The following is a 25,628-nucleotide window of genomic DNA, read 5'->3' on the forward strand; positions in this document are numbered from 1 at the left end:
CAGCGCCTTCGTCTCGTTCTTCGTCATCCGAAGAAGTTCCGTACGTGCTCCAGCCCGTCGATCAGCGCGTCGACATCGGCGGGAGAGGAGTACAGGTAGAAAGACGCTCGCGTCGTCGCGGGAATTCCGTAGCGCAGGCAGACGGGGCGCGCGCAGTGGTGTCCCACGCGGACCGCGATGCCCTGCTCGTCCAGCACCTGGCCCACGTCGTGCGGGTGGATGTCGCCGAGCACGAAGGAGATCGCGGCGCCGCGGTCCTCGGCCGTGGTGGGGCCGATGATCCGCAGGTCGGGCACCTCGGCGAGGCGCTTGATCGCGTACTCGGTGATCGCGTGCTCATGCGCGGCGATCTTGTCCATGCCGATCGCGGACAGGTAGTCCACGGCCGCGCCGAGGCCGACGGCCTGGGCGATCGGGGGCGTACCCGCCTCGAACTTGTGGGGCGCCGGGGCGTAGGTCGAGGCGTGCATCGACACGGTCTCGATCATCTCGCCGCCGCCGAGGAACGGGGGCAGGTCCTCCAGCAGCTCCTGGCGGCCCCACAGGACGCCGATGCCGGTCGGGCCGCACATCTTGTGGCCGGTGAAGGCCACGAAGTCGGCACCGAGCTCCTGCACGTCCAGCGGCATGTGCGGGGCGGCCTGGGAGGCGTCGATCAGCACCAGGGCGCCGACGTCCTGGGCACGCCGGACGATCGCCTCGACCGGGTTGACCGTGCCCATGATGTTGGAGACCAGCGTGAAGGAGACGATCTTCGTCTTCTCCGTGATGACCTCTTCGATGTTGGACAGGTCGAGCCGGCCGTCGTCGGTCAGGCCGAACCACTTCAGCTTCGCGCCGGTGCGCTGCGAGAGCAGCTGCCACGGGACGATGTTGGAGTGGTGCTCCATCTCCGTGATGGCGATCTCGGTCTCGCGGTCGACCCGGTAGGGCTCGTCCGCCCAGCCGAGCATGTTCGCGACCAGGTTGAGCGACTCCGAGGCGTTCTTGGTGAAGATCACCTCGTCGCGGCTCGGCGCGTTGATGAAGGCGGCGACCTTGTCGCGGGCGCCCTCGTACAGCGCCGTGGCCTCCTCGGCGAGCACGTGCACGCCGCGGTGGACGTTGGCGTTGTGCTGCTCGTAGTACTCGTTCAGCGCGTCGAGCACCTGGCGCGGCTTCTGCGAAGTCGCCGCGTTGTCCAGGTAAACGATCTTCTTCCCGTCGTGGACCACACGATCCAGAAGGGGGAAGTCCTTGCGGATCGCCTCGATGTCGAGGAGGCCAGGCAACTGTGTCACGCGGTCGCGCCACCCTTCGTGCTGTACGACTCGTAGCCTTCGGCCTCCAGCTTGTCGGCGAGCTCGGCGCCGCCGGACTCGACGATGCGGCCTTCGGAGAAGACGTGGACGAAGTCGGGCTTGATGTAGCGCAGGATGCGCGTGTAGTGGGTGATCAGCAAGGTGCCGACCTCGCCGGTCTCGCGGACGCGGTTGACGCCCTCGGAGACCTGGCGCAGGGCGTCGACGTCGAGGCCGGAGTCGGTCTCGTCGAGGATCGCGATCTTCGGCTTCAGGAGCTCCAGCTGCAGGATCTCGTGGCGCTTCTTCTCACCGCCGGAGAAGCCCTCGTTGACGTTGCGCTCGGCGAAGGCCGGGTCCATCTGGAGCTGCTCCATCGCGGACTTGACCTCCTTCACCCAGGTACGCAGCTTCGGGGCCTCGCCGCGGATGGCGGTGGCCGAGGTGCGCAGGAAGTTGGAGACCGAGACGCCGGGGACCTCGACCGGGTACTGCATGGCGAGGAAGACGCCGGCGCGGGCGCGCTCGTCGACGGTCATCTCCAGGACGTCTTCGCCGTCGAGGGTCACGGTGCCACCGGTGACGGTGTACTTCGGGTGACCGGCGAGCGAGTACGCCAGGGTGGACTTGCCGGAGCCGTTCGGACCCATGATGGCGTGCGTCTCACCCTGCTTGACGGTGAGGTCGACGCCCTTGAGGATCTCGCGGGCGCCGTTCTCGGCCTCGACGGAGACGTGCAGGTCGTGGATTTCAAGCGTTGCCATGGATACCTCAGGACTCCTGGGTGAGGGAGACGAGCACGTCGTCCCCTTCGATCTTTACGGGGTATACGGGTACGGGGCGCGTCGCGGGCAGGCCCGAGGGCTTGCCGGTGCGCAGGTCGAAGGAAGACCCGTGCAGCCAGCACTCGATCATGCAGTCCTCGACCTCGCCCTCCGAGAGCGAGACGTTCGCGTGCGAGCAGATGTCGTTGATCGCGAACACCTCTCCCTCGGCGCGGACGATGGACACCGGCGTGCCGTCGAGCTCCACCCGCTTGGGGGAGTTCTCCTCCAGCTCGCTCAGCGCACAGGCCTTGACGTAGTTCATCAGACGGAGCCCTGGAGCTCGGCCTCGATCTTGGCGAGCAGGCGCTCCTCGATGTCGTCGACACCGATCTGCTGGACGAGCTCGGCGAAGAAGCCGCGCACGACCAGGCGGCGGGCGTCGTCGGCCGGGATGCCACGGGCCTGCAGGTAGAAGAGCTGCTCGTCGTCGAAGCGGCCGGTCGCGGAGGCGTGGCCGGCGCCGACGATCTCGCCGGTCTCGATCTCCAGGTTCGGCACCGAGTCGACCCGCGCGCCGTCCGTGAGGACGAGGTTGCGGTTCATCTCGTAGGTGTCGGTGCCCTCGGCGGTCTTCTGGATGAGCACGTCACCGATCCAGACGGCGTGGGCGTCCTGGCCCTGGAGCGCGCCCTTGTAGACCACGTTCGACTTGCAGTGCGGGGCGTCGTGCGTGACCAGGAGGCGGTGCTCCTGGTGCTGGCCGGCGTCCGTGAAGTACAGGCCGAAGAGCTCGGCCTCGCCGCCCGGACCGGCGTAGCTGACCCGCGGGTGCAGGCGTACGACGTCGCCGCCGAAGGTGACCACGATCGACTTGAAGGTCGCGTCGCGGCCGACCAGCGCGTTGTGCTGGGAGACGTGGACGGCGGTGTCGTCCCAGTCCTGCACGGACACGACGGTGAGCTTGGCGCCGTCGCCGATCAGGAAGTCGACATTGGCGGCGCGCACGCCGTCACCGGTGTGGTCGATGACGATGACGGCCTCGGCGAAGGCCTGCACGTCGAAGACGGTGTGGCCGAAGGTCGTGCCGCCCTCCCCGTGCAGCGTGACGCGCACCGGCTCGGTCAGGACGGCCTCCTTGGGCACGGTGACGACCGTGGCCTTGGCGAAGGACGAGAACGCCTGGGCGGCGATCCGGTCCACCGGGGTGCCGGCCTTGCCGATGCGCGCGTCGTCGCGCTCCACCGACTCGACGGTGACGCCCTCGGGCGCGTCGATCTGGGCCTTCATGGTGCCGTTGGCGACCGCGGTGCCGTCGTGGAGACCACGCAGGCGGGCGAGCGGGGTGAAGCGCCACTCCTCCTCGCGGCCGTGGGGCACGGGGAAGTCCGCCACGTCGAAGGACGGGGGGGCGCTCATCCGGGTGGCGACGGTCGACTCGGCGGCCACCGCGATCGCGCCGGCGGTGGTCGAACCCGCCGGAATGTTCTGAGCCTCAGCCATGGCTGTCGTCTTGCTCTCTTCCTACGTCGTTAGCGGAGCTGGTGGTGGGGCGGTCGGGGATTAACCGACCGAACCCTCCATCTGCAGCTCGATCAGCCGGTTCAGCTCCAGGGCGTACTCCATGGGCAGCTCGCGCGCGATGGGCTCGACGAAGCCGCGCACGATCATGGCCATCGCCTCGAACTCCGTCAGACCGCGGCTCATCAGGTAGAAGAGCTGGTCGTCGGAGACCTTGGAAACGGTGGCCTCGTGGCCCATGGAGACGTCGTCCTCACGCACGTCCACGTAGGGGTACGTGTCCGAGCGGGAGATCGTGTCGACCAGGAGCGCGTCGCACAGCACGTTGGACTTGGAGCCGTGGGCGCCCTCGCCGATCTCGACCAGGCCTCGGTAGGAGGTGCGGCCGCCGCCTCGGGCCACCGACTTCGAGACGATGTTCGAGGAGGTGTTCGGCGCCATGTGGACCATCTTGGAGCCGGCGTCCTGGTGCTGGCCCTCGCCCGCGAAGGCGATGGACAGGGTCTCGCCCTTGGCGTGCTCGCCCATCAGGTAGACGGCCGGGTACTTCATGGTGACCTTGGAACCGATGTTGCCGTCGATCCACTCCATGGTCGCGCCCTCGTACGCCACGGCGCGCTTGGTGACCAGGTTGTAGACGTTGTTCGACCAGTTCTGGATCGTCGTGTAGCGGCAGCGGCCGCCCTTCTTCACGATGATCTCGACCACGGCGCTGTGCAGCGAGTCCGAGGAGTAGATCGGGGCGGTGCAGCCCTCGACGTAGTGGACGTACGCATCCTCGTCGACGATGATCAGCGTCCGCTCGAACTGGCCCATGTTCTCCGTGTTGATACGGAAGTAGGCCTGGAGCGGGATGTCGACCTTGACGCCCTTGGGCACGTAGATGAACGAGCCGCCCGACCACACGGCGGTGTTCAGGGACGCGAACTTGTTGTCGCCGACCGGGATGACCGTGCCGAAGTACTCCTGGAAGAGCTCCGGGTGCTCCTTGAGCGCGGTGTCCGTGTCGAGGAAGATCACGCCCTGCTCCTCCAGGTCCTCGCGGATCTGGTGGTAGACGACCTCGGACTCGTACTGGGCGGCGACACCGGCGACGAGGCGCTGCTTCTCCGCCTCCGGGATGCCGAGCTTGTCGTACGTGTTCTTGATGTCCTCCGGCAGGTCCTCCCAGGAAGCGGCCTGCTTCTCGGTGGAGCGCACGAAGTACTTGATGTTGTCGAAGTCGATGCCCGTGAGGTCGGAGCCCCAGTTCGGCATGGGCTTCTTGTCGAACAGCTTGAGACCCTTGAGGCGGAGCTTCAGCATCCACTCCGGCTCGGACTTCTTCGCCGAGATGTCGCGCACGACATCCTCGGACAGACCCCGCTTGGCAGCGGCGCCGGCCGCGTCGGAGTCGGCCCAGCCGTATTCGTAGGTGCCCAGGCCATCGAGCTCAGGGTGAGCAGTCTCCGTGGTCATGCGGGGTTCCTCCCGGCCGTACTTGCAGATACTGATGTGTCGGTCTGTGTGGTGCTCGCGCTACGCGGAATGAACGTTGTGCACACTCCGTCGCCGTGGGCGATCGTGGCGAGGCGCTGCACATGGGTCCCGAGCAGGCGGGAGAAGACCTCGGTCTCCGCCTCGCAGAGCTGCGGGAACTGCTCGGCGACGTGTGCGACCGGGCAGTGGTGCTGGCAGAGCTGTTCACCGCGTTGCGGACCGGGAGCGCTCTTCGCCGTAGCAGCGTACCCGTCGACGGTCAACGCCCTGGCAAGGGCCTCCGTACGCTCCTCCGCAGCGGCCGCGTCGACGGCTTCCCGGTAGGCCTTCGCCTGCTCTTCCATCCGCGACCGGGCGAAGGCGGCGACGGCCGCCTCTCCCCGCTCTCCGCCGCCGACGGACTGCGCGATCCAGCGCAGGGCGTCCGCGGCGAGCGTGTCGTAGGACTGGTCGAAGGCATCGCGGCCGCAGTCGGTGAGCGCGAAGACCTTGGCGGGCCGGCCCCGGGTGCGCGCGCCGTACACACGCTGCTCACGGGGTGCGACCACGTCGTCGGCGACGAGCGTGTCGAGGTGGCGGCGGACGGCGGCCTGGGTGAGGCCGAGGCGCTGGGCGAGGTCGGCGACGGTGGACGGACCGTGGTCCAGGATGGACCGCGCGACCCGGTTGCGGGTTGACCGCTCCCCGGTCGCGAGCTCCCCCTGGGGGGTCTCGATCTGCCGTTCGCCGTATTTCACAACGCCATTGTTGCGTAATTAGTCGAGCGGCGACAAGCCGTGACGGACGCCACCCCTGGTGGCCTCCATCACTAAGGGTTACCTAATCTGTCGACGCAGAGTTATCCGGAGGGAAACGCTCCGCACTCTCGCCGGGCCGCCGGTGGACCGCCACACGGCCTCCCACCAGCCATCCTCCACCCATGGGGCGCCCCGGACGGCGGACATCGCATTCCGGAAAAGACCACCTGCCGGCGCTGGGCCATCCAGGACCGACATGCCGAAATCAGCCGTGATCGCGTCACGAGCTTCGAATCCGAAGGCGACGGAAACAGCCCTCCCCCGGCTCCGTAGACTCATCCCCCATGAGCAACGACCCCGCCGTGGAGATCCGCGGACTGGTGAAGCGGTACGGCCCCAGGACAGCGGTGGACGGCCTGGACCTCACCGTCCGCAGGGCCTCCGTCACCGCGGTCCTCGGTCCCAACGGCGCGGGCAAGACGACCACGGTGGAAACCTGCGAGGGCTACCGCCGCCCCGACGCCGGCACCGTCCGCGTCCTCGGCCTCGACCCGGTCGCCCAGGCCGAGGCGCTGCGCCCCCGGATCGGCGTGATGCTCCAGTCCGGAGGCGTCTACTCCGGGGCCCGCGCGGTCGAGATGCTGCGCCACATGGCCAAGCTGTACGCCGACCCGCTCGACGTCGGCCCCCTCGTGGAGCGCCTCGGCCTCGGCGGCTGCGGCCGCACCCCCTACCGCAGGCTCTCCGGCGGCCAGCAGCAGCGCCTGGCCCTCGCCATGGCCGTGGTCGGCCGCCCCGAGCTGGTCTTCCTGGACGAGCCCACCGCAGGCCTGGACCCGCAGGCCCGTCGCGCGACCTGGGAGCTCGTACGGGAGCTGCGCGCGGACGGGGTCTCCGTCGTGCTCACCACCCACCACATGGACGAGGCCGAGCAGCTCGCGGACGAGGTCGCCATCGTGGACGCGGGCAAGGTCATCGCCCACGGCAGCCCCGAGCAGCTGTGCCGGGGCGGCGCAGAGAACACGCTGCGCTTCACCGGCCGGCCCGCCCTGGACCTCGCCTCGCTGCTCAAGGCGCTGCCCGACGGCACCCAGGCCGCCGAGCTCACCCCGGGCGTCTACCGGGTCACCGGCGACGTCGACCCCCAGCTGCTGGCCACCGTCGCCTCCTGGTGCGCGCAGCACGGCGTCATGCCGGACAGCCTCTCGGTGGAGCGGCACACCCTGGAGGACGTGTTCTTGGAGCTGACCGGCAAGGAGTTGCGTTCATGACGGCGTACGGGACCGGCACCTGCCGGGGGTCCGGGGGTTGCCCCCTGGGAGGACACAGCGTGGAGCCGACCGGTAAGGAGCTGCGCCGATGAGCGTCGGCACGTTCACCCCCGCCCCGGGGGCGGCCCCCGTCTCCCGCATGATCCTCGCGCAGACGGCGCTGGAGACCCGGATGCTGCTGCGCAACGGGGAGCAGCTGCTGCTGACCGTGATCATCCCGGCGCTGCTGCTAACCCTCTTCTCGGCCGTCGACATCGTCGATACGGGTTCCGGGAACTCCGTGGACTTCCTCGCCCCCGGCATCCTGGCCCTCGCCGTGATGTCCACCGCCTTCACCGGCCAGGCCATCGCCACCGGATTCGACCGCCGCTACGGGGTCCTCAAGCGCCTCGGGGCCTCCCCGCTGCCGCGCTGGGCCCTGATGGCCTCCAAGACCCTGTCCGTACTGGTCACCGAGGTGCTCCAGATCGCCCTGCTCACGGCGATCGCCTTCGCCCTGGGCTGGTCCCCGCACGGGAACCCGCTGTCGGTGGCCGCGCTCGTCCTGCTGGGCACCGCCGCGTTCTCCGGGCTGGGCCTGCTGATGGCGGGCACCCTCAAGGCCGAGATGACCCTGGCCGCCGCCAATCTGGTGTTCCTGCTGCTGCTGGTCGGCGGCGGGGTGATCGTGCCGATGGAGAAGTTCCCGGGCGCCGTCCAGTCCGTACTCGGGCTGCTGCCCATCTCGGCCCTGTCCGACGGGCTGCGCGAGGTGCTCCAGCACGGGGCCGCCCTGCCGTGGGGCGACGCGGCCGTACTGGCGGTCTGGGCCGTACTCGGTCTGGGCGCCGCGGCGCGCCTCTTCCGCTGGGAATGAAACCCTTCCCCTCGCGGCGGCATTGCCGCGAGGATGGGCGCCTCCACACATGAAGCCGGGGGGCGGACATGGTGCAGCGGGAGGCCGTTCTACGGCTGGACGACCAATGGGCACGCGTGCGGTCGGGGGCGGCGCACACGGAGCCGGCGGAGTGCGAGCGGCTGCTCGACGAGCTGATCGGAGCCCTGCGCACCCGGTCCGACGACCCCGACTGCATCGCGCTGCTGGGACTGCGCCTCGCCGACCGGGCCGCCCTGCGCTTCGCCGAGGGCGACCGCACGACCGCTCTCGCCACGATCGAGGAGGGACTGCGCAGCTCCGAGCGTGCGGCCGCGTACTCCCCCGAGTTCACCCGCTGGTACGCCCGCGGGCTGATCAACCACGGGGTGTGGCTGGCCTGGCCGCTGAGCGACGAGGACCGGCTGCCGAGGCACCCGCTGGGCCGGGCCGCCACCGAGGGGCCGAGCGCCGTGGAGCGGGCGGCCGGTGAGCGCGCCCGCGATCTGACCCGCACGGCGGTCGGGGTGTGGGCGGGCCTGGACCAGAAGGATCCGGTCAACCGCCGGGGTCTCGCCCAGGCCAAGGTGTTCCTCGGGGACCGTCTCGCGGAGCTGGGGTCCACCGAGGACGCGGTGGCCTGGGCCGTGGACGCCGAGTCGGACTTCCGCCAGCTGCTGCTCGCGGGCCACGGCCCGGAGGAGTCCGAGGAGGCCGAGGAGGCCCTCGACCACATCGGCCGGCAGCTGGAGCTGCGCCTGCGCTTCCTGGCCTTCGACTCCCTGGTGAGCCTGCGCGCCGAGCGGCTGCTGCCCGAGCGGCTGCTGCCCCAGGCCGTGGTGGCCGCCCGTGTCCAGGGGTTCGAGGAGTCCGAGATAGCGGCCCGGCTGCGCCTCGGCGCCGAGCAGGTGCGCACGATGCTGGAGGTCACGCCCTGGCTCGCGGTGTGGCGCGTCGAGGTGCGCGGCCCGGACGGCACATGGAACGTACTGGAACATCCGTGGCACAGCGCCACAGAGGTGAGGAACAGGACAGCTCGGGATGTAGGGGCTGAATTAGTGCGGGGGTTCGCGGACTCGGCGGACCACCCGGGCGACGGCGGCCACTGGCGCGTCCTCCTGTGGTGGCACGCGGAGGGCGACCCTGCGGGGGCGCGCTTCCGGCTGGCCTCCGGCCCCGACGCCCCCGTCGGCACCCCCTCGTGAAACTTTGCACAAGGCTCCGCTTACGATAGGGGCCGTGTTGAACCCATTCGCATACATCGCCAGTCGCTGGACTCCGTCACCCCGGATCGTCCGGCGGGCCGCGGCCGCCGCGCTCCTCATGAGCGTGGTCATCGTCGTCACCGGCGGCGCGGTGCGGCTGACCGGATCCGGACTCGGCTGCGACACCTGGCCCAAGTGCACCGACGACAGCCTGGTCGCGACTCCGGCCCAGGGCTTCCACGGCGCCATCGAGTTCGGCAACCGGATGCTGACGTACGTGCTCAGCGCGGCCGTCGGCTGGGTCATCCTCGCGGCCCGCTCGGCCAAGCCCTGGCGCGAGGAGCTGACGAAGCTCGGGTGGGTCCAGTTCGTCATCGTGGTGGCCAACGCCGTGCTCGGCGGCATCACCGTCTGGACGGGTCTCAACCCCTACAGCGTGGCCGGCCATTTCCTGCTCGCCACCTCGCTGATCACCGTGACGACGGTGACCTGGCAGCGCACCCAGGAGGGCGACTCGGCCCCCCGGCCGCGCGTGCCCGGCCCGGTGCGCAAGCTGGCCTGGACGCTGCTCGCGGTGACCTTCGTACTGATCGCGGCGGGCACGGTGGTCACCGGTTCCGGACCGCACGCCGGTGACCGCAGCGAGATCGAGCGGATGCCCTTCGACTGGTCGGCCACCGCCCACGTGCACGCCGTCGCCGCCTGGGTGGTGTGCGCGCTGGCCGTGGCGATGTGGCTGGTGCTGCGCGTGGTCGACGCCCCCGTGGACACCCGGGCCCGCGCCCGTGACCTGCTGATCGTGCTGCTCGCGCAGGGCGGCATCGGCTACGTGCAGTTCTTCACCGAGCTGCCCGAGCTCCTCGTAGCCGCCCACATGCTGGGCTCCTGCCTGGTGTGGATCTCGGCGCTCCGGCTCGCGCTGAGCCTGCGCGAGCGGCCGGCCGAACAGGCGGAGATCCCCGCCCAGGGCGACCCCCAGCTCTCCACCGTCTGAGCCGCGGGACTTAACCCCGCTCGTCCAGCCGGTAGACGCGGCGGGCATTGCCCGCCGCGACCATGGAGGCCACCCGGCCCGCGTCCCGCCAGGACCAGGACCCGTCGCCGACCCAGCCGCCCAGCACCCGGCCCAGCGCCTCCCGGAACACCAGGGCGCCCACCGCGTGCAGCTCGGGCAGCTGCCGCCCGCCGCTGGAGAACAGCAGCTTCCCGAACGGAGCGAGTTCCAGCAGCTCCGCCAGGACCGCCGCGGCCCGCGCCCCGGTCTGCCCGAGGGCCGCGCCGGCATCCGCGTAGACGTGCGGGAAGGACGCGGCCAGCTGCGCCGTGTGCCGGTGGTACGGGTATCCGCCGAGCAGCACCAGCCGCGTCCCCAGACCGGCGGTGGCCTGCACGAACCGCGTGAGGCGCACCGGATCCCCCGCGCCCGCGTGCAGCTGGAGCGGCAGCCCTGACGCCACCGCGCTCCACAGCAGGTGCCGCAGGAGTACGGGGTCGCGTACGGGCTCGCCGCGGACCCGTCGGGCCAGCCACCGCCCGGCCGCCCCGCGCACCTCGCCCGGATCGGGCGGCTCGGGCGCGCGGTCCAGGACGACCGGATAGTCGGCGGCCGCGCCGCAGGTGAAGGCCACGGCCCCGGCGGCGGCGTGGTGCATGGCCTCGGCGAGATTGGCGAGGAAGGCGGCCACCGTCCCGGAGGTGTCGGCGACCTGCTCGGCAAGCAACTCCGGCCGGACCGCCTCGAAGGTCTCGGCGTTCCCGGCGAGGCCCAGCTCCTTGGGGCCGGTGACGTCACCCGCCACACCGGTGTCGACCAGGTAGGCGCCGACCCCGGCGCCCCGCAGCAGCAGCCGCGCGGACTCGACCGTGCCCAGCTCGCGTCGCCGGGCCAGATAGCGGGCGGGAGCACAGTGCGGCTCCAGCCCGAGCAGCGGCGGGCACCAGCGGCGCACCGCGAAACCGGTCTGCGTGTCGAAGAAGGTGGTACCCGCGGCGGGCGGGCCGGCCGAGCGGATCAGCTCGGCCTCGAAGGTGCCCAGGCCCAGCTCCGTACGGAGGACTCCGTGACAGTACTGGTCCACCAGGGGCGGCGTTTCGATCATCCGGGCATCCCGTTGCGGACGTGGGGAGGGTTCCACACGTCCTAACGGGTGAGCGGGGTGTGAGGTGTTGCTCGCGCTGTTGACCGAGCGACCACTCCGGGCCCCGGACGGCGCCCGGAAGGGGTCACGCCGCCGGGTTCTGCTGCCCGCCGAGCTGGATGCCGGCCATCCGCGTCCACTCGTAGGGGCCGGTGCGCACGCGCGCGGCGAACTCCCCGTCGAACTCCTCGTGGAGGGTCAGCCCGGCCTTCTCGACGGCCAGCTGGGCCACTGCGAAGGTCGGGGCCACCAGGTCGCCCCATTCGCCGTCCGTGCCCACGAGCACGATCCGGGTACCGGCCTGGCCGATGTGGGCGAGGTGGCCCTCGGCGCCGCCGTGCAGCCCGGCGAAGGCGCCGATCTGCCTGGCCAGCTTCGCCGCGGTGCGGTCCTGCTTCTTGTCTGCGGTGGTGTCTGCCATGGAGGGCATGCTACCGGTGAGTAATCAGCGGAGGAAGGGATCCACGGCCACCGCCACGAACAGCAGCGACACATAGGTGATGGACCAGTGGAACAGGCGCATCTCCTTGAGCTTCGCCCCCGTCACGCCGGCCTTGGCGCGGGCGTGCAGCGCGTGCGCCTCCCACAGCCACCAGCCGCCCGCGACCAGCGCGACCGAGGTGTAGAACCAGCCGGTGTACCCCAGCGGGGTCAGCAGCAGCGAGACCGCCACCATCACCCAGCTGTAGAGGACGATCTGCCGGGCCACGACCTTGTTGCCCGCCACGACGGGGAGCATCGGCACGCCGACACGCGCGTAGTCGTCCTTCACCTTCATGGACAGCGGCCAGTAGTGCGGCGGGGTCCAGAAGAAGATGACGAGGAAGAGGATGACCGCGGCCCAGGAGACCTCGTCCTTGACCGCGGACCAGCCGATCAGCACCGGCATGCAGCCCGCGATGCCGCCCCAGACGATGTTCTGGGCGGTGCGCCGCTTCAGCAGCATCGTGTAGACCACGACGTAGAAGAGGAGCGCGCCGAGCGCGAGGGCGGCCGAGAGCCAGTTGATCAGGAAGCCGAAGAAGAGGGTGGAGACCACACCGAGAGTGATGCCGAAGGCCAGGCACTCGCGCGGGCTGACCATGCCGGTCACCAGCGGGCGCTGCGAGGTCCGGTCCATCAGGGCGTCGATGTCGCGGTCGATGTACATGTTCAGCGCGTTGGCGCCGCCCGCGGACAGGTATCCGCCGAAGCAGGTCGCGAGGACCAGCCACAGCGATGGCACACCCTGCTCGGCCAGGAACATCACCGGCACTGTGGTGATCAGCAGAAGTTCGATGATCCGCGGCTTGGTCAAAGCCACGAAAGCCATGACCCGGGCCCCGAACGGCCGGTGGACGGGGCTCGTCCCGAGCACCCCCGCTGGACGGGATTCGACGGCCGTCACACGCACCCCTGAGAGAGAATCCAGCAAGCCCCGACTCGCACCGCTCAGTAAATGAAGGGGTGGTGGAGGCTTGCGCGTACCACGCCACTCTAGACGTTGCGCTTCCGTCGCCCCGCGCCGGGGTCGCTTCGTGTTGGGCCGATCGGACGGGGCGGGCAGGTGAACACGGCCTGCCGGTGCGGTGACGGACTGTGGGCACTCGAATAGCTGCACGCCGTTGCGGGGGTAGGCTCGGAATCGCGCCGGTGCGACCGTCCGTCACCGGGAACAGACATGTGGAGAGGAGCCCTGACCAACGGTGAGCACCAAGCCGACCACCACAGAGCTCGAGTGGACCGAACTGGACCAGCGGGCCGTCGACACCGCCCGCATCCTGGCCGCTGACGCGGTCCAGAAGGTCGGAAACGGCCACCCCGGTACGGCGATGAGCCTGGCCCCCGCCGCCTACACCCTCTTCCAGAAGGTGATGCGGCACGACCCGGCGGACCATGAGTGGGTCGGCCGCGACCGCTTCGTGCTCTCCGCGGGGCACTCGTCCCTCACCCTTTACACCCAGCTCTACCTCGGTGGCTTCGGCCTGGAGCTGGACGACATCAAGGCGTTCCGCACCTGGGGCTCCAAGACCCCCGGTCACCCGGAGTACGGCCACACGGCCGCCGTCGAGACCACCACCGGCCCGCTGGGCCAGGGCATCGCCAACGCGGTGGGCATGGCCATGGCCGCCCGCTACGAGCGCGGCCTGTTCGACCCGGAGGCCGCCCAGGGCGCCTCCCCGTTCGACCACATGATCTACGCGATCGCGGGCGACGGCTGCCTCCAGGAGGGCATCTCCCACGAGGCGTCCGCGCTGGCCGGCCACCAGAAGCTCGGCAACCTGGTGCTGCTGTGGGACGACAACCACATCTCCATCGAGGGTGACACCGAGACGGCCGTCTCCGAGGACACCCTGGGGCGCTACGAGGCGTACGGCTGGCACGTCCAGCGCGTCGCGCAGCAGGAGAACGGCGACCTCGACCCGAAGGCGCTGTTCGCCGCCCTCCAGGCCGCCAAGGCCGAGACCGGGCGCCCCTCCTTCATCGCGATGCGCTCGATCATCGCCTGGCCGGCCCCGCACGCCCAGGGCACCGAGGCCTCGCACGGCTCCGCGCTCGGCGACGACGAGGTCGCGGCCACCAAGCGCGTCCTCGGCTTCGACCCGGAGCAGGCCTTCGAGGTCTCCGACGCGGTCATCACCCACACCCGCGCCCTCGGGGACCGCGGCCGTGACGCCCGCGCCGCCTGGGAGAAGGAGTTCTCCGCCTGGCGCACCGCCAACCCGGAGCGCGCCGCCGAGTTCGACCGCGTCAACGCCAACGAGCTGCCCGCGGGCTGGGAGGACAAGCTCCCCGTCTTCGAGGCCGGCAAGGGCGTCGCCACCCGCGCCGCCTCCGGCAAGGTGCTCCAGGCGCTCGGCGCGGTCATCCCGGAGCTGTGGGGCGGCTCGGCCGACCTGGCCGGCTCCAACAACACGACCATCGACAAGGACTCCTCGTTCCTGCCGGTGGGCAACCCGCTGCCGGAGGCCGACCCGTACGGCCGCACCATCCACTTCGGCATCCGCGAGCACGCCATGGCCGCGGCCATGAACGGCATCGCCCTGCACGGCCACACCCGCATCTACGGCGGCACCTTCCTGGTGTTCTCCGACTACATGCGCAACGCCGTCCGCCTCTCCGCGCTGATGCACGTCCCGGTGACGTACGTGTGGACGCACGACTCCATCGGTCTCGGCGAGGACGGCCCGACCCACCAGCCGGTCGAGCACCTCGCCTCGCTGCGCGCCATCCCGGGCCTCAACGTCGTCCGCCCGGCCGACGCCAACGAGACCGCCATCGCCTGGCGCGAGATCCTGCGCCGCCACACCAAGGTGTTCGGCAAGGGCGCCCCGCACGGTCTGGCGCTCACCCGCCAGGGCGTGCCGACCTACGAGCGCAACGAGGACGCCGCCAAGGGCGGATACGTGATGTTCGAGGCCGATGGCGGTCCCGCCGAGGTCGTCCTCATCGGCACCGGCTCCGAGGTCCACCTGGCCGTCGAGGCCCGCGAGCAGCTCCAGGCCGAGGGCGTCCCCACCCGGGTCGTCTCCATGCCGTCCGTCGAGTGGTTCGAGGAGCAGGACCAGGAGTACAAGGACAGCGTCCTGCCCTCCTCGGTGAAGGCCCGCGTCGCGGTCGAGGCCGGCATCGGCCTCACCTGGCACCGGTACGTCGGCGACGCCGGCCGGATCGTGTCGCTGGAGCACTTCGGCGCCTCCGCCGACGCGAAGGTGCTGTTCCGCGAGTTCGGCTTCACCGCCGAGGCCGTGACCGCCGCCGCCAAGGCCTCCCTGGCCGCAGCCGCGCGCTGACGCCCGTACAAGACCAGTAGGAGATGCAATTCCCATGACAGACGCACTCAAGCGCCTCTCCGACGAGGGCGTGGCGATCTGGCTGGACGACCTGTCCCGCAAGCGCATCACGTCCGGCAACCTGGCCGAGCTCATCGACCAGTCGCACGTGGTCGGTGTCACCACCAACCCGGCGATCTTCCAGAAGGCCATCAGCGGCGGCGAGGGCTACGAGCGGCAGCTCACCGACCTCGCGACGCGCAAGGTCACCGTGGACGAGGCCCTGCGCATGATCACGACGGCGGACGTCCGCGACGCCGCCGACATCCTGCGCCCGGTCTACGACCGCACGGACGGCCAGGACGGCCGCGTATCCATCGAGGTCGACCCCCGTCTGGCCCACCAGACCGCGGCGACCGTGGCCGAGGCCAAGCAGCTGGCCTGGCTGGTGGACCGCCCGAACACGCTCATCAAGATCCCGGCGACCAAGGCCGGCCTGCCGGCGATCACCGAGGTCATCGGCAAGGGCATCAGCGTCAATGTCACGCTGATCTTCTCGCTGGCGCGCTACCGCGAGGTCATGGACGCGTACCTGGCGGGTCTGGAGAAGGCCAAGGCCGCCGGCCTGGACCTCTCCCTGATCCACTCGGTCGCCTCCTTCTTCGTGTCCCGCGTGGACAGCGAGATCGACAAGCGCCTGGACGCCGTCGGCACCGACGAGGCGAAGGCCCTCAAGGGCAAGGCGGCGCTCGCCAACGCCCGCCTGGCCTACGAGGCGTACGAGGAGGTCTTCTCCTCCGACCGGTGGAACGCCCTGGAGCGTGTCGGCGCCAACAAGCAGCGTGCGCTGTGGGCCTCGACGGGCGTCAAGGACCCGGCGTACAAGGACACCCTGTACGTGGACGACCTGGTCGCCCCGAACACGGTGAACACCATGCCGGAGGCCACCCTGGAGGCCACCGCCGACCACGGCCGGATCACGGGCGACACCGTGCGCGGGACCTACGCGCAGGCGCGCGCCGAGCTCGACGCGGTCGCGAAGCTGGGCATCTCGTACGACGATGTGGTGCAGCTGCTCGAGGACGAGGGCGTCGAGAAGTTCGAGGCGTCCTGGAACGACCTGCTGAAGTCGACCGAGGCGGAGCTTGAGCGCCTCGCCCCCACGGAGGCCTGAACACCTTGTCTGTAAACGGAGCGAACCCGCTTCGTGACGCACAGGACCGGCGGCTCCCGCGTATCGCGGGGCCGTCCGGCCTGGTCATTTTCGGCGTTACGGGTGACCTGTCGCGCAAGAAGCTGATGCCCGCCATCTACGACCTGGCGAACCGGGGGCTGCTGCCGCCGGGCTTCTCGCTGATCGGCTTCGCCCGCCGTGAATGGGAGCACGAGGACTTCGCCCAGGAGGTGTACGAGGCCGTCAAGCAGCACTCGCGCACCCCCTTCCGGGAGGAGGTCTGGCAGCAGCTGGTGCAGGGCTGCCGCTTCGTGCAGGGCGATTTCGACGACGACGCGGCGTTCGAGACCCTGAAGTCCACGATCGACGACCTGGACAAGGCCCAGGGCACGGGCGGCAATTTCGCCTTCTACCTGTCCGTGCCGCCGAAGTTCTTCCCCAAGGTGGTCCAGCAGCTCAAGAACCACGGGCTGGCGCAGAAGGAGGGATCCTGGCGGCGTGCCGTCATCGAGAAGCCCTTCGGGCACGACCTGAAGAGCGCCGAGGAGCTCAACAAGGTCGTCCACGAGGTCTTCCCGCGTGACGAGGTCTTCCGGATCGACCACTACCTCGGCAAGGAGACCGTCCAGAACATCCTGGCGCTCCGCTTCGCCAACACCATGTTCGAGCCGATCTGGAACCGGTCGTACGTCGACCACGTGCAGATCACCATGGCCGAGGACATCGGCATCGGCGGCCGGGCCGGCTACTACGACGGCATCGGCGCGGCCCGTGACGTCATCCAGAACCACCTGCTGCAGCTGCTCGCGCTGACGGCGATGGAGGAGCCGGGCTCCTTCCACCCCAAGGCGCTGGTGGCCGAGAAGCTCAAGGTGCTGACCGCCGTGGAGCTGCCCGAGGACCTGGGCAAGCACACCGTGCGCGGCCAGTACTCGGCGGCGTGGCAGGGCGGCGAGAAGGTCGTCGGGTACCTCGAAGAGGACGGCATCGACCCCAAGTCGAAGACCGACACCTACGCGGCCATCCGCCTGGAGATCAACAACCGCCGCTGGGCGGGCGTCCCCTTCTACCTGCGGACCGGCAAGCGCCTGGGCCGCCGGGTGACCGAGATCGCGGTGGTCTTCAAGCGGGCCCCGTACCTCCCGTTCGAGTCGGGCGCGACCGAGGAGCTGGGGCAGAACGCCCTGGTCATCCGGGTCCAGCCGGACGAGGGCGTGACGGTCCGCTTCGGCTCCAAGGTTCCGGGCACCTCCATGGAGGTCCGGGACGTCACGATGGACTTCGCCTACGGCGAGTCCTTCACGGAGTCGAGCCCCGAGGCGTACGAGCGGCTCATCCTCGACGTGCTCCTCGGCGACGCGAACCTCTTCCCTCGTCACCAGGAGGTCGAGCTCTCCTGGAACATCCTCGACCCGATCGAGGAGTACTGGGACAAGCACGGCAAGCCCGCGCAGTACCCGGCGGGCACCTGGGGTCCGGTCGAGGCGGACGAGATGCTCGCACGAGACGGACGGAGCTGGCGCCGGCCATGAAGATCGACCTGACGGAGACCAACTCCAGCAAGATCAACGCCGCGTTGGTGCAGGCGCGCCGGGACATCGGCACGCCGGCCATCGGCATGGTCCTCACGCTGGTGATCGTGACCGACGAGGAGAACGCGTACGACGCGCTCAAGTCGGCGAACGACGCGTCCCACGAACACCCCTCGCGGATCGTCGTCGTCGTCAAGCGGGTCAGCCGCTCGCCGCGCAGCCGCCAGGTGGCCCGTCTCGACGCGGAACTCCGCGTCGGGGCGGACTCCGGCACCGGCGAGACGGTCGTGCTCCGCCTTCACGGCGAACTGGTCGACCACGCCCAGTCGGTGGTTCTCCCTCTTCTGCTGCCGGACGCCCCCGTGGTGGTCTGGTGGCCGGACGGCGCCCCCTCGGACCTGGCGGGCGACCCGCTGGGTGCGCTGGGCCAGCGCCGGATCACGGACACGTACGCCACCGAGGACCCCGTCGGGGCCCTCGGCGGGCGGGCCGCGGCGTACGCGCCCGGGGACACGGACCTGTCGTGGACCCGGATCACGCCGTGGCGCTCCATGCTGGCGGCCGCGCTGGACCAGCAGAACCTGTCGGTGTCCTCGGCGACCGTCGAGGGCGAGGCCGACAACCCGAGTTGCGAGCTGCTGGCCATGTGGCTGGCGGACCGGCTCCAGGTCCCCGTCAAGCGCACGCTGTCGTCGGGCCCCGGCCTGACGGCGGTGCGGCTGGAGACCAAGGACGGGGCGATCGTCCTGGACCGGGCGGACGGGGCGCTGGCCACGCTGTGCATGCCGGGGCAGCCCGACCGTGCGGTGGCGCTCAAGCGCCGCGACACGGCCGAGCTCCTGGCGGAGGAGCTGCGTCGGCTGGACCCGGACAACACGTACGAGGCTTCGCTGAAGTTCGGCGTGTCGAAGCTGGACTCGTCCACACCGGCCGAGGCCGAGGCCCCGGCCAAGACCGAGGCGCCGGCCAAGGCCGAGGCCCCGAAGCCGGCGGCCAAGCCGGCGAAGAAGGCCGCGGCCAAGTAACCGGGCCCTTCGGGTCCGCTGCCGGGGCTCCGACCCGGACGCCGGTGGGGCTGGACATGCCGCTGAGCGGCATGTCCAGCCCCGCCCGGCGTTTGAGGGCCGGGTCCGCGCAGCGGCACCCGTACCACCAGACCTACCGACAAGGCGGCAGCACATGGGTATGACGACTCCCCAGGTCGTCGTCCACCGGGACAAGGAGCTGATGGCCCAGGCCACGGCGGCCCGGCTCATCACGAAGATCGTGGACGCGCAGACGGCCCGCGGCACCGCGTCCGTCGTCCTCACCGGCGGCCGCAACGGCAACGGCCTCCTCGCGGCGCTCGCCGCCGCCCCGGCCCGGGACGCGTTCGACTGGTCGCGCCTCGACCTGTGGTGGGGCGACGAGCGTTACGTCCCCGCCGACGACCCCGAGCGCAACCACACCCAGGCCCGTGCGGCCCTCCTGGACTCCGTCCCGGTGGATCCCGCCCGGGTACACGTCATGCCGGCCTCCGACGGCCCGTACGGGAACGACGTGGACGCCGCCGCGGCGGCCTACGCGGCCGAGCTGGCGACGGCGGCCGGGCCGGAGGACCACGGCCCGGTCCCCCGCTTCGACGTGCTGATGCTGGGCGTCGGCCCCGACACCCACGTGGCCTCGCTCTTCCCGGAACACCCGGCGACCCGTGAGACCGAACGCACGGTGGTCGGCGTCCACGGCGCCCCGAAGCCCCCGCCCACCCGGATCTCCCTGACGCTCCCGGCGATCCGGGCCGCCCGTGAGGTCTGGCTCCTCGCGGCGGGCGAGGACAAGGCCGGCGCGGTGTCCATCGCCCTCGGCGGCACCGGGGAGGTCCAGGCCCCGGCGGCGGCCGCCTACGGCCGCTCCCGCACCCTGTGGCTCCTGGACCGCGCGGCAGCCGCGAAGCTCCCCTCCGGGATGTACCCGCCGGCCTCCTGACGTACGGCGAAGCGCCCCGCACCGACCGGTGCGGGGCGCTTCCTCATGTCAGGCGTGTCAGGCGTGTCAGCCGCGGCCGCCCAGCTCGCGGTAGGCGGCCACCAGGGCCTTCGTCGAGGCGTCCAGGCCCGGTACGTCCGCGCCCTCCGTCAGCGCGGGCTCGACCCGCTTGGCGAGGACCTTGCCGAGCTCCACGCCCCACTGGTCGAAGGAGTCGATGTTCCACACCGCGCCCTGGACGAACACCTTGTGCTCGTACAGCGCGATCAGCTGGCCCAGCACCGCCGGGGTGAGCTCGGCGGCCAGGATGGTGGTCGTCGGGTGGTTCCCGTGGAAGGTCTTGTGCGGGACCAGCGACTCGGCGGCGCCCTCCGCCCGTACCTCGTCGGCCGTCTTGCCGAAGGCCAGTGCTTGGGTCTGCGCGAAGAAGTTCGCCATCAGCAGGTCGTGCTGGGCGGCGAGGGAGGGTCCCAGCTCCGCCACCGGGCGCGCGAAGCCGATGAAGTCGGCGGGGATCATCTTCGTCCCCTGGTGGATCAGCTGGTAGTAGGCGTGCTGCCCGTTGGTGCCGGGCGTGCCCCACACCACCGGACCCGTCTGCCACTCCACCGGACTGCCCTCGCGGTCCACCGACTTGCCGTTGGACTCCATGTCCAGCTGCTGCAAGTAGGCGGTGAAGCGGGAGAGGTAGTGGCTGTACGGGAGCACCGCGTGCGACTGCGCGTCGAAGAAGTTGCCGTACCAGATGCCCAACAGCCCCAGCAGCAGCGGGGCGTTCTCCTCCGGCGGCGCCGTGCGGAAGTGCCGGTCCATGGTGTGGAAGCCGCCGAGCAGCTCGCGGAAGGCGTCCGGGCCGATCGCGATCATCAGGGAGAGGCCGATGGCCGAGTCGAAGGAGTAGCGGCCGCCGACCCAGTCCCAGAAGCCGAACATGTTGGCCGGATCGATGCCGAAGCCGGTCACCTTCTCGGCGTTGGTCGACAGCGCCACGAAGTGCCGTGCCACGGCCGCCGTGTCACCGCCGAGCCCCGCCAGCAGCCATTCGCGGGCCGAAGTGGCGTTGGTGATGGTCTCGATGGTGGTGAAGGTCTTGGAGGCGATGATGAACAGCGTCTCGGCCGGGTCCAGGTCGCGCACGGCCTCGTGCAGGTCCGCGCCGTCCACGTTGGACACGAAGCGCACCGTCAGATCGCGGTCGGCGAAGGCGCGCAGCGCCTCGTAGGCCATCGCGGGACCCAGGTCGGAGCCGCCGATGCCGATGTTGACGACGTTCCTGATGCGCTTTCCGGTGAAGCCGGTCCACTGCCCCGACCTGACCTGGCCGGAGAAGGCCGCCATCTTGTCGAGGACGGCGTGCACCTCGGGGACGACGTTCTCGCCGTCCACCTCGACGACGGCGTCCGCCGGAGCGCGCAGGGCGGTGTGCAGGACCGCCCGGCCTTCGGTCACGTTGATCTTCTCGCCGCGGAACATCGCCTCGCGCAGCCCGGCCACGCCCGTCGCCGCCGCCAGTTCGCGCAAGCGCGTCAGCGTCTCGTCGGTCACGAGGTGCTTCGAGTAGTCGATGTGCAGGTCCCCGGCGCGCAGGGTGTAGCCGACGCCGCGGCCCGGATTCTCCTCGAACAGCTCCCGCAGATGCGTCTGCCCGAGCTCCTCCCGGTGCTTGCCGAGTGCGAGCCACTCCGGCGTCCGGTTGAGCTTCGTACGGCTGTCTGCGTTCATCTCGGACATCAACCCACTTCTTCCGTCCTGTCGTGCCCCGCCGGGCTCCAACCTAAGGGATCCGAAGCGGCGTATCGGACATCGCCTTCGGCCCGGACGCGCGCAAAGAGGCCCGGTCACGCAGGAGAAGACTCCTGCGTGACCGGGCCTCAATTCATACGCCCTGGCGGATTCAGATCTCGCCGCGCAGTTTGGCGAGGGCCTCGGCGAGGATCGCCTCGCCGTCGGCGTCCGTGCGCCGCTCCCGTACGTACGCCAGGTGCGTCTTGTACGGCTCGGTACGCGGCGGCGCCGGCGGGTTGTCCCGGTCCTGGCCGGCCGGGAACCCGCAGCGCGGGCAGTCCCAGGTGTCCGGCACCTGCGCGTCGCTGGCGAAGCTCGGCTGCGTCTCGTGCCCGTTCGAGCACCAGAAGGAGATGCGCAGGCGGGGCGCGGACTCGCCGCGCTCGGCCTCACCCATCGGCCCCGCGCCGACCCGGCTACCACGGATCGCGTTGCCACTTGCCACGGTCGTAACTCCCCTGCGTGATGGTGCCGCCAAGCATGAGGTATGTCTGCTCAAGGCACCCCGGGTACGTAAAGCCCAACTCACGTTCAGCGTGCGGAGGGATCATCCCCCTCAGGTGCGGGGAGCAGAATAACTCGTTCCGCAACCAGGGTGCAGGACCTCATGATAGGCCGGGCTCCGCCGACCGGACTGCCGGAATGGCCAGAACGGTCAGCTGCTCGACTTCGACAGGAGGCCGAGCGCCATGATGCAGGCGAACCACAGCACACCGACCACGACGGTGATGCGGTCCAGGTTGCGCTCCGCCACGGACGAGCCACCGACGGACGACTGCATGCCGCCGCCGAACATGTCGGAAAGGCCGCCGCCCTTGCCCTTGTGCATCAGCACGAGCAGCATCAGCAGGGCGCTGAAGACGATCAGGGCGATCGAGAACCCCATAATCACGGCTGATTCCTACTTTCTGGCTTTTCTGGCTTTCCGGCTGTGTGCTGGATGTGCGCGGGGGCCAGCGGCTGGTGTTCAGCCTCTGGCCCCCGCAAGGGTACGACGGATCCGTCCTACCGCATACTCACTGGTCGCGGAAGCGGACGATCTTGACGAACTCGTCCGCGTCCAGTGCGGCGCCGCCGATCAGGGCGCCGTCGACGTCGGGCTGGGCCATGATCGCCGCGATGTTCCCGGACTTCACCGAGCCGCCGTACTGGATGCGGACCTTGTCGGCCAGCTCCTGCGAGTACAGCTCCGCGAGACGGCCGCGGATCGCACCGCAGACCTCCTGGGCGTCCTCGGGGGTGGCGACCTCGCCGGTCCCGATGGCCCACACGGGCTCGTACGCGATCACGATGGACTCGACCTGCTCGGCCGGGATGTCCTTGAGGCCGCCGTCGACCTGCTTCAGCGTGTACTCGACCTGCTGGCCGGCCTTGCGGATGTCCAAGCCCTCGCCGACGCACAGGATCGGGGTGAGCCCGTGGCGGTAGGCGGCCTTGACCTTGGCGTTGCAGAGCTCGTCGGTCTCGGCGTGGTACTGGCGGCGCTCGCTGTGGCCGACGGCCACGTACGTGCACTTCAGCTTCGAGAGCATCGAGCCGGAGATCTCGCCGGTGTAGGCGCCGGAGTCGTGCCCGGAGATGTCCTGGGCGCCGAACTTGATCTTCAGCTTGTCGCCCTCGACCAGGGTCTGGACGGAGCGGAGGTCGACGAAGGGCGGCAGGACCGCGACCTCGACGGCGTCGTAGTCCTTGTCGGCGAGCGCGAAGGCGAGCTTCTGGGTGTGGGCGATGGCCTCAAGGTGGTTGAGGTTCATCTTCCAGTTGCCCGCCATGAGCGGGGTGCGGTTGCTCATTAAGGGTCAGACCTCCAGTGCGGCGATGCCGGGGAGCGTCTTGCCCTCGAGGTATTCGAGGGAGGCGCCGCCACCGGTCGAGATGTGGCCGAAAGCGTTCTCGTCGAAGCCGAGCGTACGCACGGCCGCGGCGGAGTCGCCGCCGCCGACCACGGTGAACGCGCTGCTGTCGACGAGGGCCTGCGCGATCGCGCGGGTGCCTCCGGCGTAGTCGGGGTGCTCGAAGACGCCCACGGGACCGTTCCAGAAGACGGTCTCGGCGTCGGCGATCTTCGACGCGTACAGCTCACGGGTCTTGGGACCGATGTCCAGACCCTCCTTGTCGGCGGGGATCTTGTCCGCGTCGACGGTCTCGAAGACGGCCGGGGCCTTGGTCTTCAGGTCCGGGAAGTCGGCGGAGACCAGGACGTCGACCGGGAGGACCAGCTCGACGCCGCTCTTCTCGGCGCGCGCCATGTACTCCTTGACGGTGTCCACCTGGTCCTTCTGGAGCAGGGAGATGCCGACCTCGTAGCCCTTGGCGTAGAGGAAGGTGTACGCCATGCCGCCGCCGATCAGGATGCGGTCGGCCTTGCCGAGCAGCTCGTCGATGACGGCGAGCTTGTCGGAGACCTTGGCGCCGCCGAGGATGACGATGTACGGGCGCTTGACCTCGGCCGTCAGCTTCTTCAGGACGCCGACCTCGGTGGCGATGAGGGAGCCGGCCGCGTGCGGGAGGCGCGCGGGGAGGTCGAAGACCGAGGCGTGCTTGCGGTGGACGGCACCGAAGCCGTCGCCGACGTAGACGTCGGCGAGCTCCGCGAGCTGGTCCGCGAAGGCGCCGCGCTCGGCGTCGTCCTTCGCGGTCTCACCGGCGTTGAAGCGCAGGTTCTCGATGACGGCGACCTGGCCGTCGACGAGGGCGGCGACGGTCTCCTTGGCGGAGTCGCCGACGGTGTCGGTGGCGAACGCCACGTCCGCACCGAGCAGTTCGCCGAGCCGGGCGGCTGCCGGGGCCAGCGAGAAGGCCGAGTCCGGGGCGCCCTTGGGGCGGCCCAGGTGCGAGGCCACGATGACGCGGGCGCCGGAGGCGGCGAGCTTCGCGATCGTGGGCTGGACGGCGCGGATGCGGCCGTCGTCGGTGATGGTGCCCCCGGCCAGCGGGACGTTGAGGTCCGCGCGGACGAAGACCCGCTTGCCCTTGACGCCCTCGGCGAGCAGTTCGTCGATCGTCTTCATGTGTTTCTACTCCTTTGTGCCCTTCGCTCGAAGGGCGAGGAAGGGAGAACGAGCAAGCAACAGGGCCCGTGCGGCGCTTCGTCGCGCTGCCCGGACCCTGTGCTCACACCGTGGTGCCTTACCTAGAACCGGGCGACCTTAGAGCTGGCCACCGACGAAGACCGTGAGGTCGACGAGACGGTTGGAGTAGCCCCACTCGTTGTCGTACCAGCCGACGACCTTAACCTGCGTCCCTTCCTGGACCATCGTCAGGGAGGAGTCGAAGGTGCAGGACGCGGGCCAGTTCACGATGTCGGAAGAGACGATCGCGTCCTCGGTGTAGTCGAGGATGCCCTTGAGCTGGCCCTCCGCGGCCTTCTGGAAGGCGGCGTTGATCTCTTCCACGGTGGTCTCGCGGGAGAGCTCCAGGACCAGGTCCGTGACCGAGCCGGTCGGGACCGGGACGCGCATGGCGATGCCGTCCAGCTTGCCCTTGAGCTGCGGGAGGACCAGCGCGGTGGCCTTGGCGGCACCGGTCGAGGTCGGGATGATGTTCTCGGCGGCGGCGCGGGCGCGGCGCAGGTCCGAGTGCGGGAAGTCCAGGATGCGCTGGTCGTTCGTGTACGCGTGGACCGTCGTCATCATGCCCTTGACGATGCCGAAGTTCTCGTCGAGGACCTTGGCCATCGGCGCCACGCAGTTGGTGGTGCAGGAGGCGTTGGAGATGACGTGGTGGTTGGCCGCGTCGTACTTGTCCTGGTTGACGCCCATCACGATCGTGATGTCCTCGTCCTTGGCCGGAGCCGAGATGAGGACCTTCTTCGCGCCGGCCGCGATGTGCTTGGCGGCGTCGGCCTTCTTGGTGAAGATGCCGGTCGACTCGATGACGATGTCGGCGCCCAGCTCACCCCAGGGGAGGTTCGCGGGGTCACGCTCGGCGAAGGTCTTGAAGGTGTTGCCGCCGACCGTGATGGTGTCGGCGGTGTGGGAGACCTCGTGCTTGAGGCGGCCCAGGATCGTGTCGTACTTGAGCAGGTGCACCAGGGTGGCGTTGTCAGTCAGGTCGTTGACACCGACGATCTCGATGTCCGCTCCCTGCTCAAGGAGCGCCCGGAAGTAGTTGCGGCCAATTCGGCCAAAACCGTTGATGCCTACGCGGATCGTCACGAACCGATCTCCTCG

Annotated in this window: 24 protein-coding genes; 9 read left to right on the forward strand and 15 right to left on the reverse strand. The window is 70.0% G+C overall.

Translation table 11 applies throughout. The annotated features are described in order from the left end of the window. Positions 1 to 23: 23 nt before the first annotated feature. Genes OG737_RS05875 through OG737_RS05900 form a run of 6 tightly spaced genes read right to left on the reverse strand, consistent with a single transcriptional unit; the run spans position 24 to position 5,781 of the window. Entirely contained in the window at positions 24 to 1,280 is a 1,257-nt protein-coding gene (locus OG737_RS05875) for a cysteine desulfurase (RefSeq protein WP_328925065.1), read from the reverse strand. Further along, positions 1,277 to 2,044, reverse strand: coding sequence for a Fe-S cluster assembly ATPase SufC (sufC, locus tag OG737_RS05880; RefSeq protein WP_328925066.1), 768 nt, complete (start codon positions 2,042 to 2,044; stop codon positions 1,277 to 1,279). The genes OG737_RS05875 and sufC overlap by 4 nt, the downstream gene beginning before the upstream one ends. A 7-nt stretch (positions 2,045 to 2,051) precedes the next feature. Continuing rightward, a complete protein-coding gene (locus tag OG737_RS05885; protein WP_328925067.1) occupies positions 2,052 to 2,369 on the reverse strand; it encodes a bifunctional 3-phenylpropionate/cinnamic acid dioxygenase ferredoxin subunit in 318 nt (105 codons plus the stop codon). Then, complete coding sequence (sufD, locus tag OG737_RS05890) at positions 2,369 to 3,547, reverse strand: Fe-S cluster assembly protein SufD (RefSeq protein WP_328925068.1); 1,179 nt, start codon at positions 3,545 to 3,547, stop codon at positions 2,369 to 2,371. The genes OG737_RS05885 and sufD overlap by 1 nt, the downstream gene beginning before the upstream one ends. A gap of 60 nt (positions 3,548 to 3,607) precedes the next feature. Next, positions 3,608 to 5,023 (reverse strand): Fe-S cluster assembly protein SufB, encoded by a 1,416-nt coding sequence (sufB, locus tag OG737_RS05895; protein ID WP_328925069.1) that lies wholly within the window; start codon positions 5,021 to 5,023, stop codon positions 3,608 to 3,610. Beyond that, entirely contained in the window at positions 5,020 to 5,781 is a 762-nt protein-coding gene (locus OG737_RS05900) for a MarR family transcriptional regulator (protein WP_328925070.1), read from the reverse strand. The genes sufB and OG737_RS05900 overlap by 4 nt, the downstream gene beginning before the upstream one ends. Before the next feature lie 344 nt (positions 5,782 to 6,125). Here OG737_RS05900 and OG737_RS05905 point away from each other — a divergent pair, with 344 nt between their 5' ends. The 4 genes from OG737_RS05905 to OG737_RS05920 all read left to right on the forward strand — a co-directional run bounded on the left by OG737_RS05905 (position 6,126) and on the right by OG737_RS05920 (position 10,104). Then, positions 6,126 to 7,052: an ABC transporter ATP-binding protein gene (locus tag OG737_RS05905; RefSeq protein WP_405680082.1), complete on the forward strand. Its 927-nt coding sequence runs from the start codon at positions 6,126 to 6,128 to the stop codon at positions 7,050 to 7,052. A gap of 88 nt (positions 7,053 to 7,140) precedes the next feature. Further along, positions 7,141 to 7,908: an ABC transporter permease gene (locus OG737_RS05910; protein ID WP_328925072.1), complete on the forward strand. Its 768-nt coding sequence runs from the start codon at positions 7,141 to 7,143 to the stop codon at positions 7,906 to 7,908. A gap of 68 nt (positions 7,909 to 7,976) precedes the next feature. Next, positions 7,977 to 9,110, forward strand: a complete 1,134-nt coding sequence (locus OG737_RS05915; protein ID WP_405680081.1) for a hypothetical protein — start codon at positions 7,977 to 7,979, stop codon at positions 9,108 to 9,110. A gap of 4 nt (positions 9,111 to 9,114) precedes the next feature. Further along, positions 9,115 to 10,104, forward strand: a complete 990-nt coding sequence (locus OG737_RS05920; protein ID WP_405680080.1) for a COX15/CtaA family protein — start codon at positions 9,115 to 9,117, stop codon at positions 10,102 to 10,104. A gap of 10 nt (positions 10,105 to 10,114) precedes the next feature. On the opposite strand, the gene OG737_RS05925 is transcribed toward OG737_RS05920, so the two are convergent. The 3 genes from OG737_RS05925 to OG737_RS05935 all read right to left on the reverse strand — a co-directional run bounded on the left by OG737_RS05925 (position 10,115) and on the right by OG737_RS05935 (position 12,635). Next, a complete protein-coding gene (locus OG737_RS05925) occupies positions 10,115 to 11,209 on the reverse strand; it encodes an amidohydrolase family protein (RefSeq protein ID WP_405680079.1) in 1,095 nt (364 codons plus the stop codon). 124 nt (positions 11,210 to 11,333) lie between these two features. Then, entirely contained in the window at positions 11,334 to 11,669 is a 336-nt protein-coding gene (locus tag OG737_RS05930; protein WP_328925075.1) for a hypothetical protein, read from the reverse strand. Between the two features lie 24 nt (positions 11,670 to 11,693). Next, complete coding sequence (locus OG737_RS05935) at positions 11,694 to 12,635, reverse strand: heme o synthase (protein ID WP_328925076.1); 942 nt, start codon at positions 12,633 to 12,635, stop codon at positions 11,694 to 11,696. Positions 12,636 to 12,933: 298 nt separating this feature from the next. Here OG737_RS05935 and tkt point away from each other — a divergent pair, with 298 nt between their 5' ends. The 5 genes from tkt to pgl all read left to right on the forward strand — a co-directional run bounded on the left by tkt (position 12,934) and on the right by pgl (position 19,671). Next, the gene (gene tkt, locus OG737_RS05940) at positions 12,934 to 15,021 is read left to right on the forward strand and encodes a transketolase (protein ID WP_328925077.1); all 2,088 of its coding nucleotides are present in this window, start codon (positions 12,934 to 12,936) and stop codon (positions 15,019 to 15,021) included. A 34-nt stretch (positions 15,022 to 15,055) separates the two neighbouring features. Further along, positions 15,056 to 16,174 (forward strand): transaldolase, encoded by a 1,119-nt coding sequence (gene tal, locus OG737_RS05945; RefSeq protein ID WP_328925078.1) that lies wholly within the window; start codon positions 15,056 to 15,058, stop codon positions 16,172 to 16,174. 5 nt (positions 16,175 to 16,179) lie between these two features. Beyond that, positions 16,180 to 17,706, forward strand: a complete 1,527-nt coding sequence (gene zwf / locus OG737_RS05950) for a glucose-6-phosphate dehydrogenase (RefSeq protein WP_328925079.1) — start codon at positions 16,180 to 16,182, stop codon at positions 17,704 to 17,706. Next, complete coding sequence (opcA, locus tag OG737_RS05955) at positions 17,703 to 18,731, forward strand: glucose-6-phosphate dehydrogenase assembly protein OpcA (protein WP_328925080.1); 1,029 nt, start codon at positions 17,703 to 17,705, stop codon at positions 18,729 to 18,731. Before zwf ends, opcA begins: the two co-directional genes overlap by 4 nt. 160 nt (positions 18,732 to 18,891) lie before the next feature. Further along, positions 18,892 to 19,671, forward strand: a complete 780-nt coding sequence (gene pgl / locus OG737_RS05960; RefSeq protein ID WP_405922401.1) for a 6-phosphogluconolactonase — start codon at positions 18,892 to 18,894, stop codon at positions 19,669 to 19,671. 66 nt (positions 19,672 to 19,737) lie between these two features. Here the strand turns inward: pgl and pgi are convergent, their stop codons facing one another. The 6 genes from pgi to gap form a co-directional block, all read right to left on the reverse strand. After that, positions 19,738 to 21,393 carry a glucose-6-phosphate isomerase gene (pgi, locus tag OG737_RS05965; protein ID WP_328930228.1) on the reverse strand — a complete coding sequence of 552 codons (1,656 nt, stop codon included), beginning with the start codon at positions 21,391 to 21,393 and terminating at the stop codon, positions 19,738 to 19,740. A gap of 172 nt (positions 21,394 to 21,565) precedes the next feature. Continuing rightward, positions 21,566 to 21,853, reverse strand: coding sequence for an RNA polymerase-binding protein RbpA (locus OG737_RS05970; protein ID WP_030197743.1), 288 nt, complete (start codon positions 21,851 to 21,853; stop codon positions 21,566 to 21,568). A gap of 258 nt (positions 21,854 to 22,111) precedes the next feature. After that, complete coding sequence (gene secG / locus OG737_RS05975) at positions 22,112 to 22,342, reverse strand: preprotein translocase subunit SecG (protein ID WP_328930229.1); 231 nt, start codon at positions 22,340 to 22,342, stop codon at positions 22,112 to 22,114. Positions 22,343 to 22,472: 130 nt separating this feature from the next. Further along, positions 22,473 to 23,249 (reverse strand): triose-phosphate isomerase, encoded by a 777-nt coding sequence (gene tpiA / locus OG737_RS05980; protein ID WP_328925082.1) that lies wholly within the window; start codon positions 23,247 to 23,249, stop codon positions 22,473 to 22,475. Positions 23,250 to 23,255: 6 nt separating this feature from the next. Next, a complete protein-coding gene (locus OG737_RS05985) occupies positions 23,256 to 24,467 on the reverse strand; it encodes a phosphoglycerate kinase (protein ID WP_405921256.1) in 1,212 nt (403 codons plus the stop codon). A gap of 138 nt (positions 24,468 to 24,605) precedes the next feature. Beyond that, positions 24,606 to 25,613 (reverse strand): type I glyceraldehyde-3-phosphate dehydrogenase, encoded by a 1,008-nt coding sequence (gene gap, locus OG737_RS05990; RefSeq protein WP_328925084.1) that lies wholly within the window; start codon positions 25,611 to 25,613, stop codon positions 24,606 to 24,608. Positions 25,614 to 25,628: the final 15 nt, after the last annotated feature.

The sequence above is a fragment of the Streptomyces sp. NBC_00122 genome, from assembly GCF_045160845.1.
GTDB lineage: Bacteria > Actinomycetota > Actinomycetes > Streptomycetales > Streptomycetaceae > Streptomyces.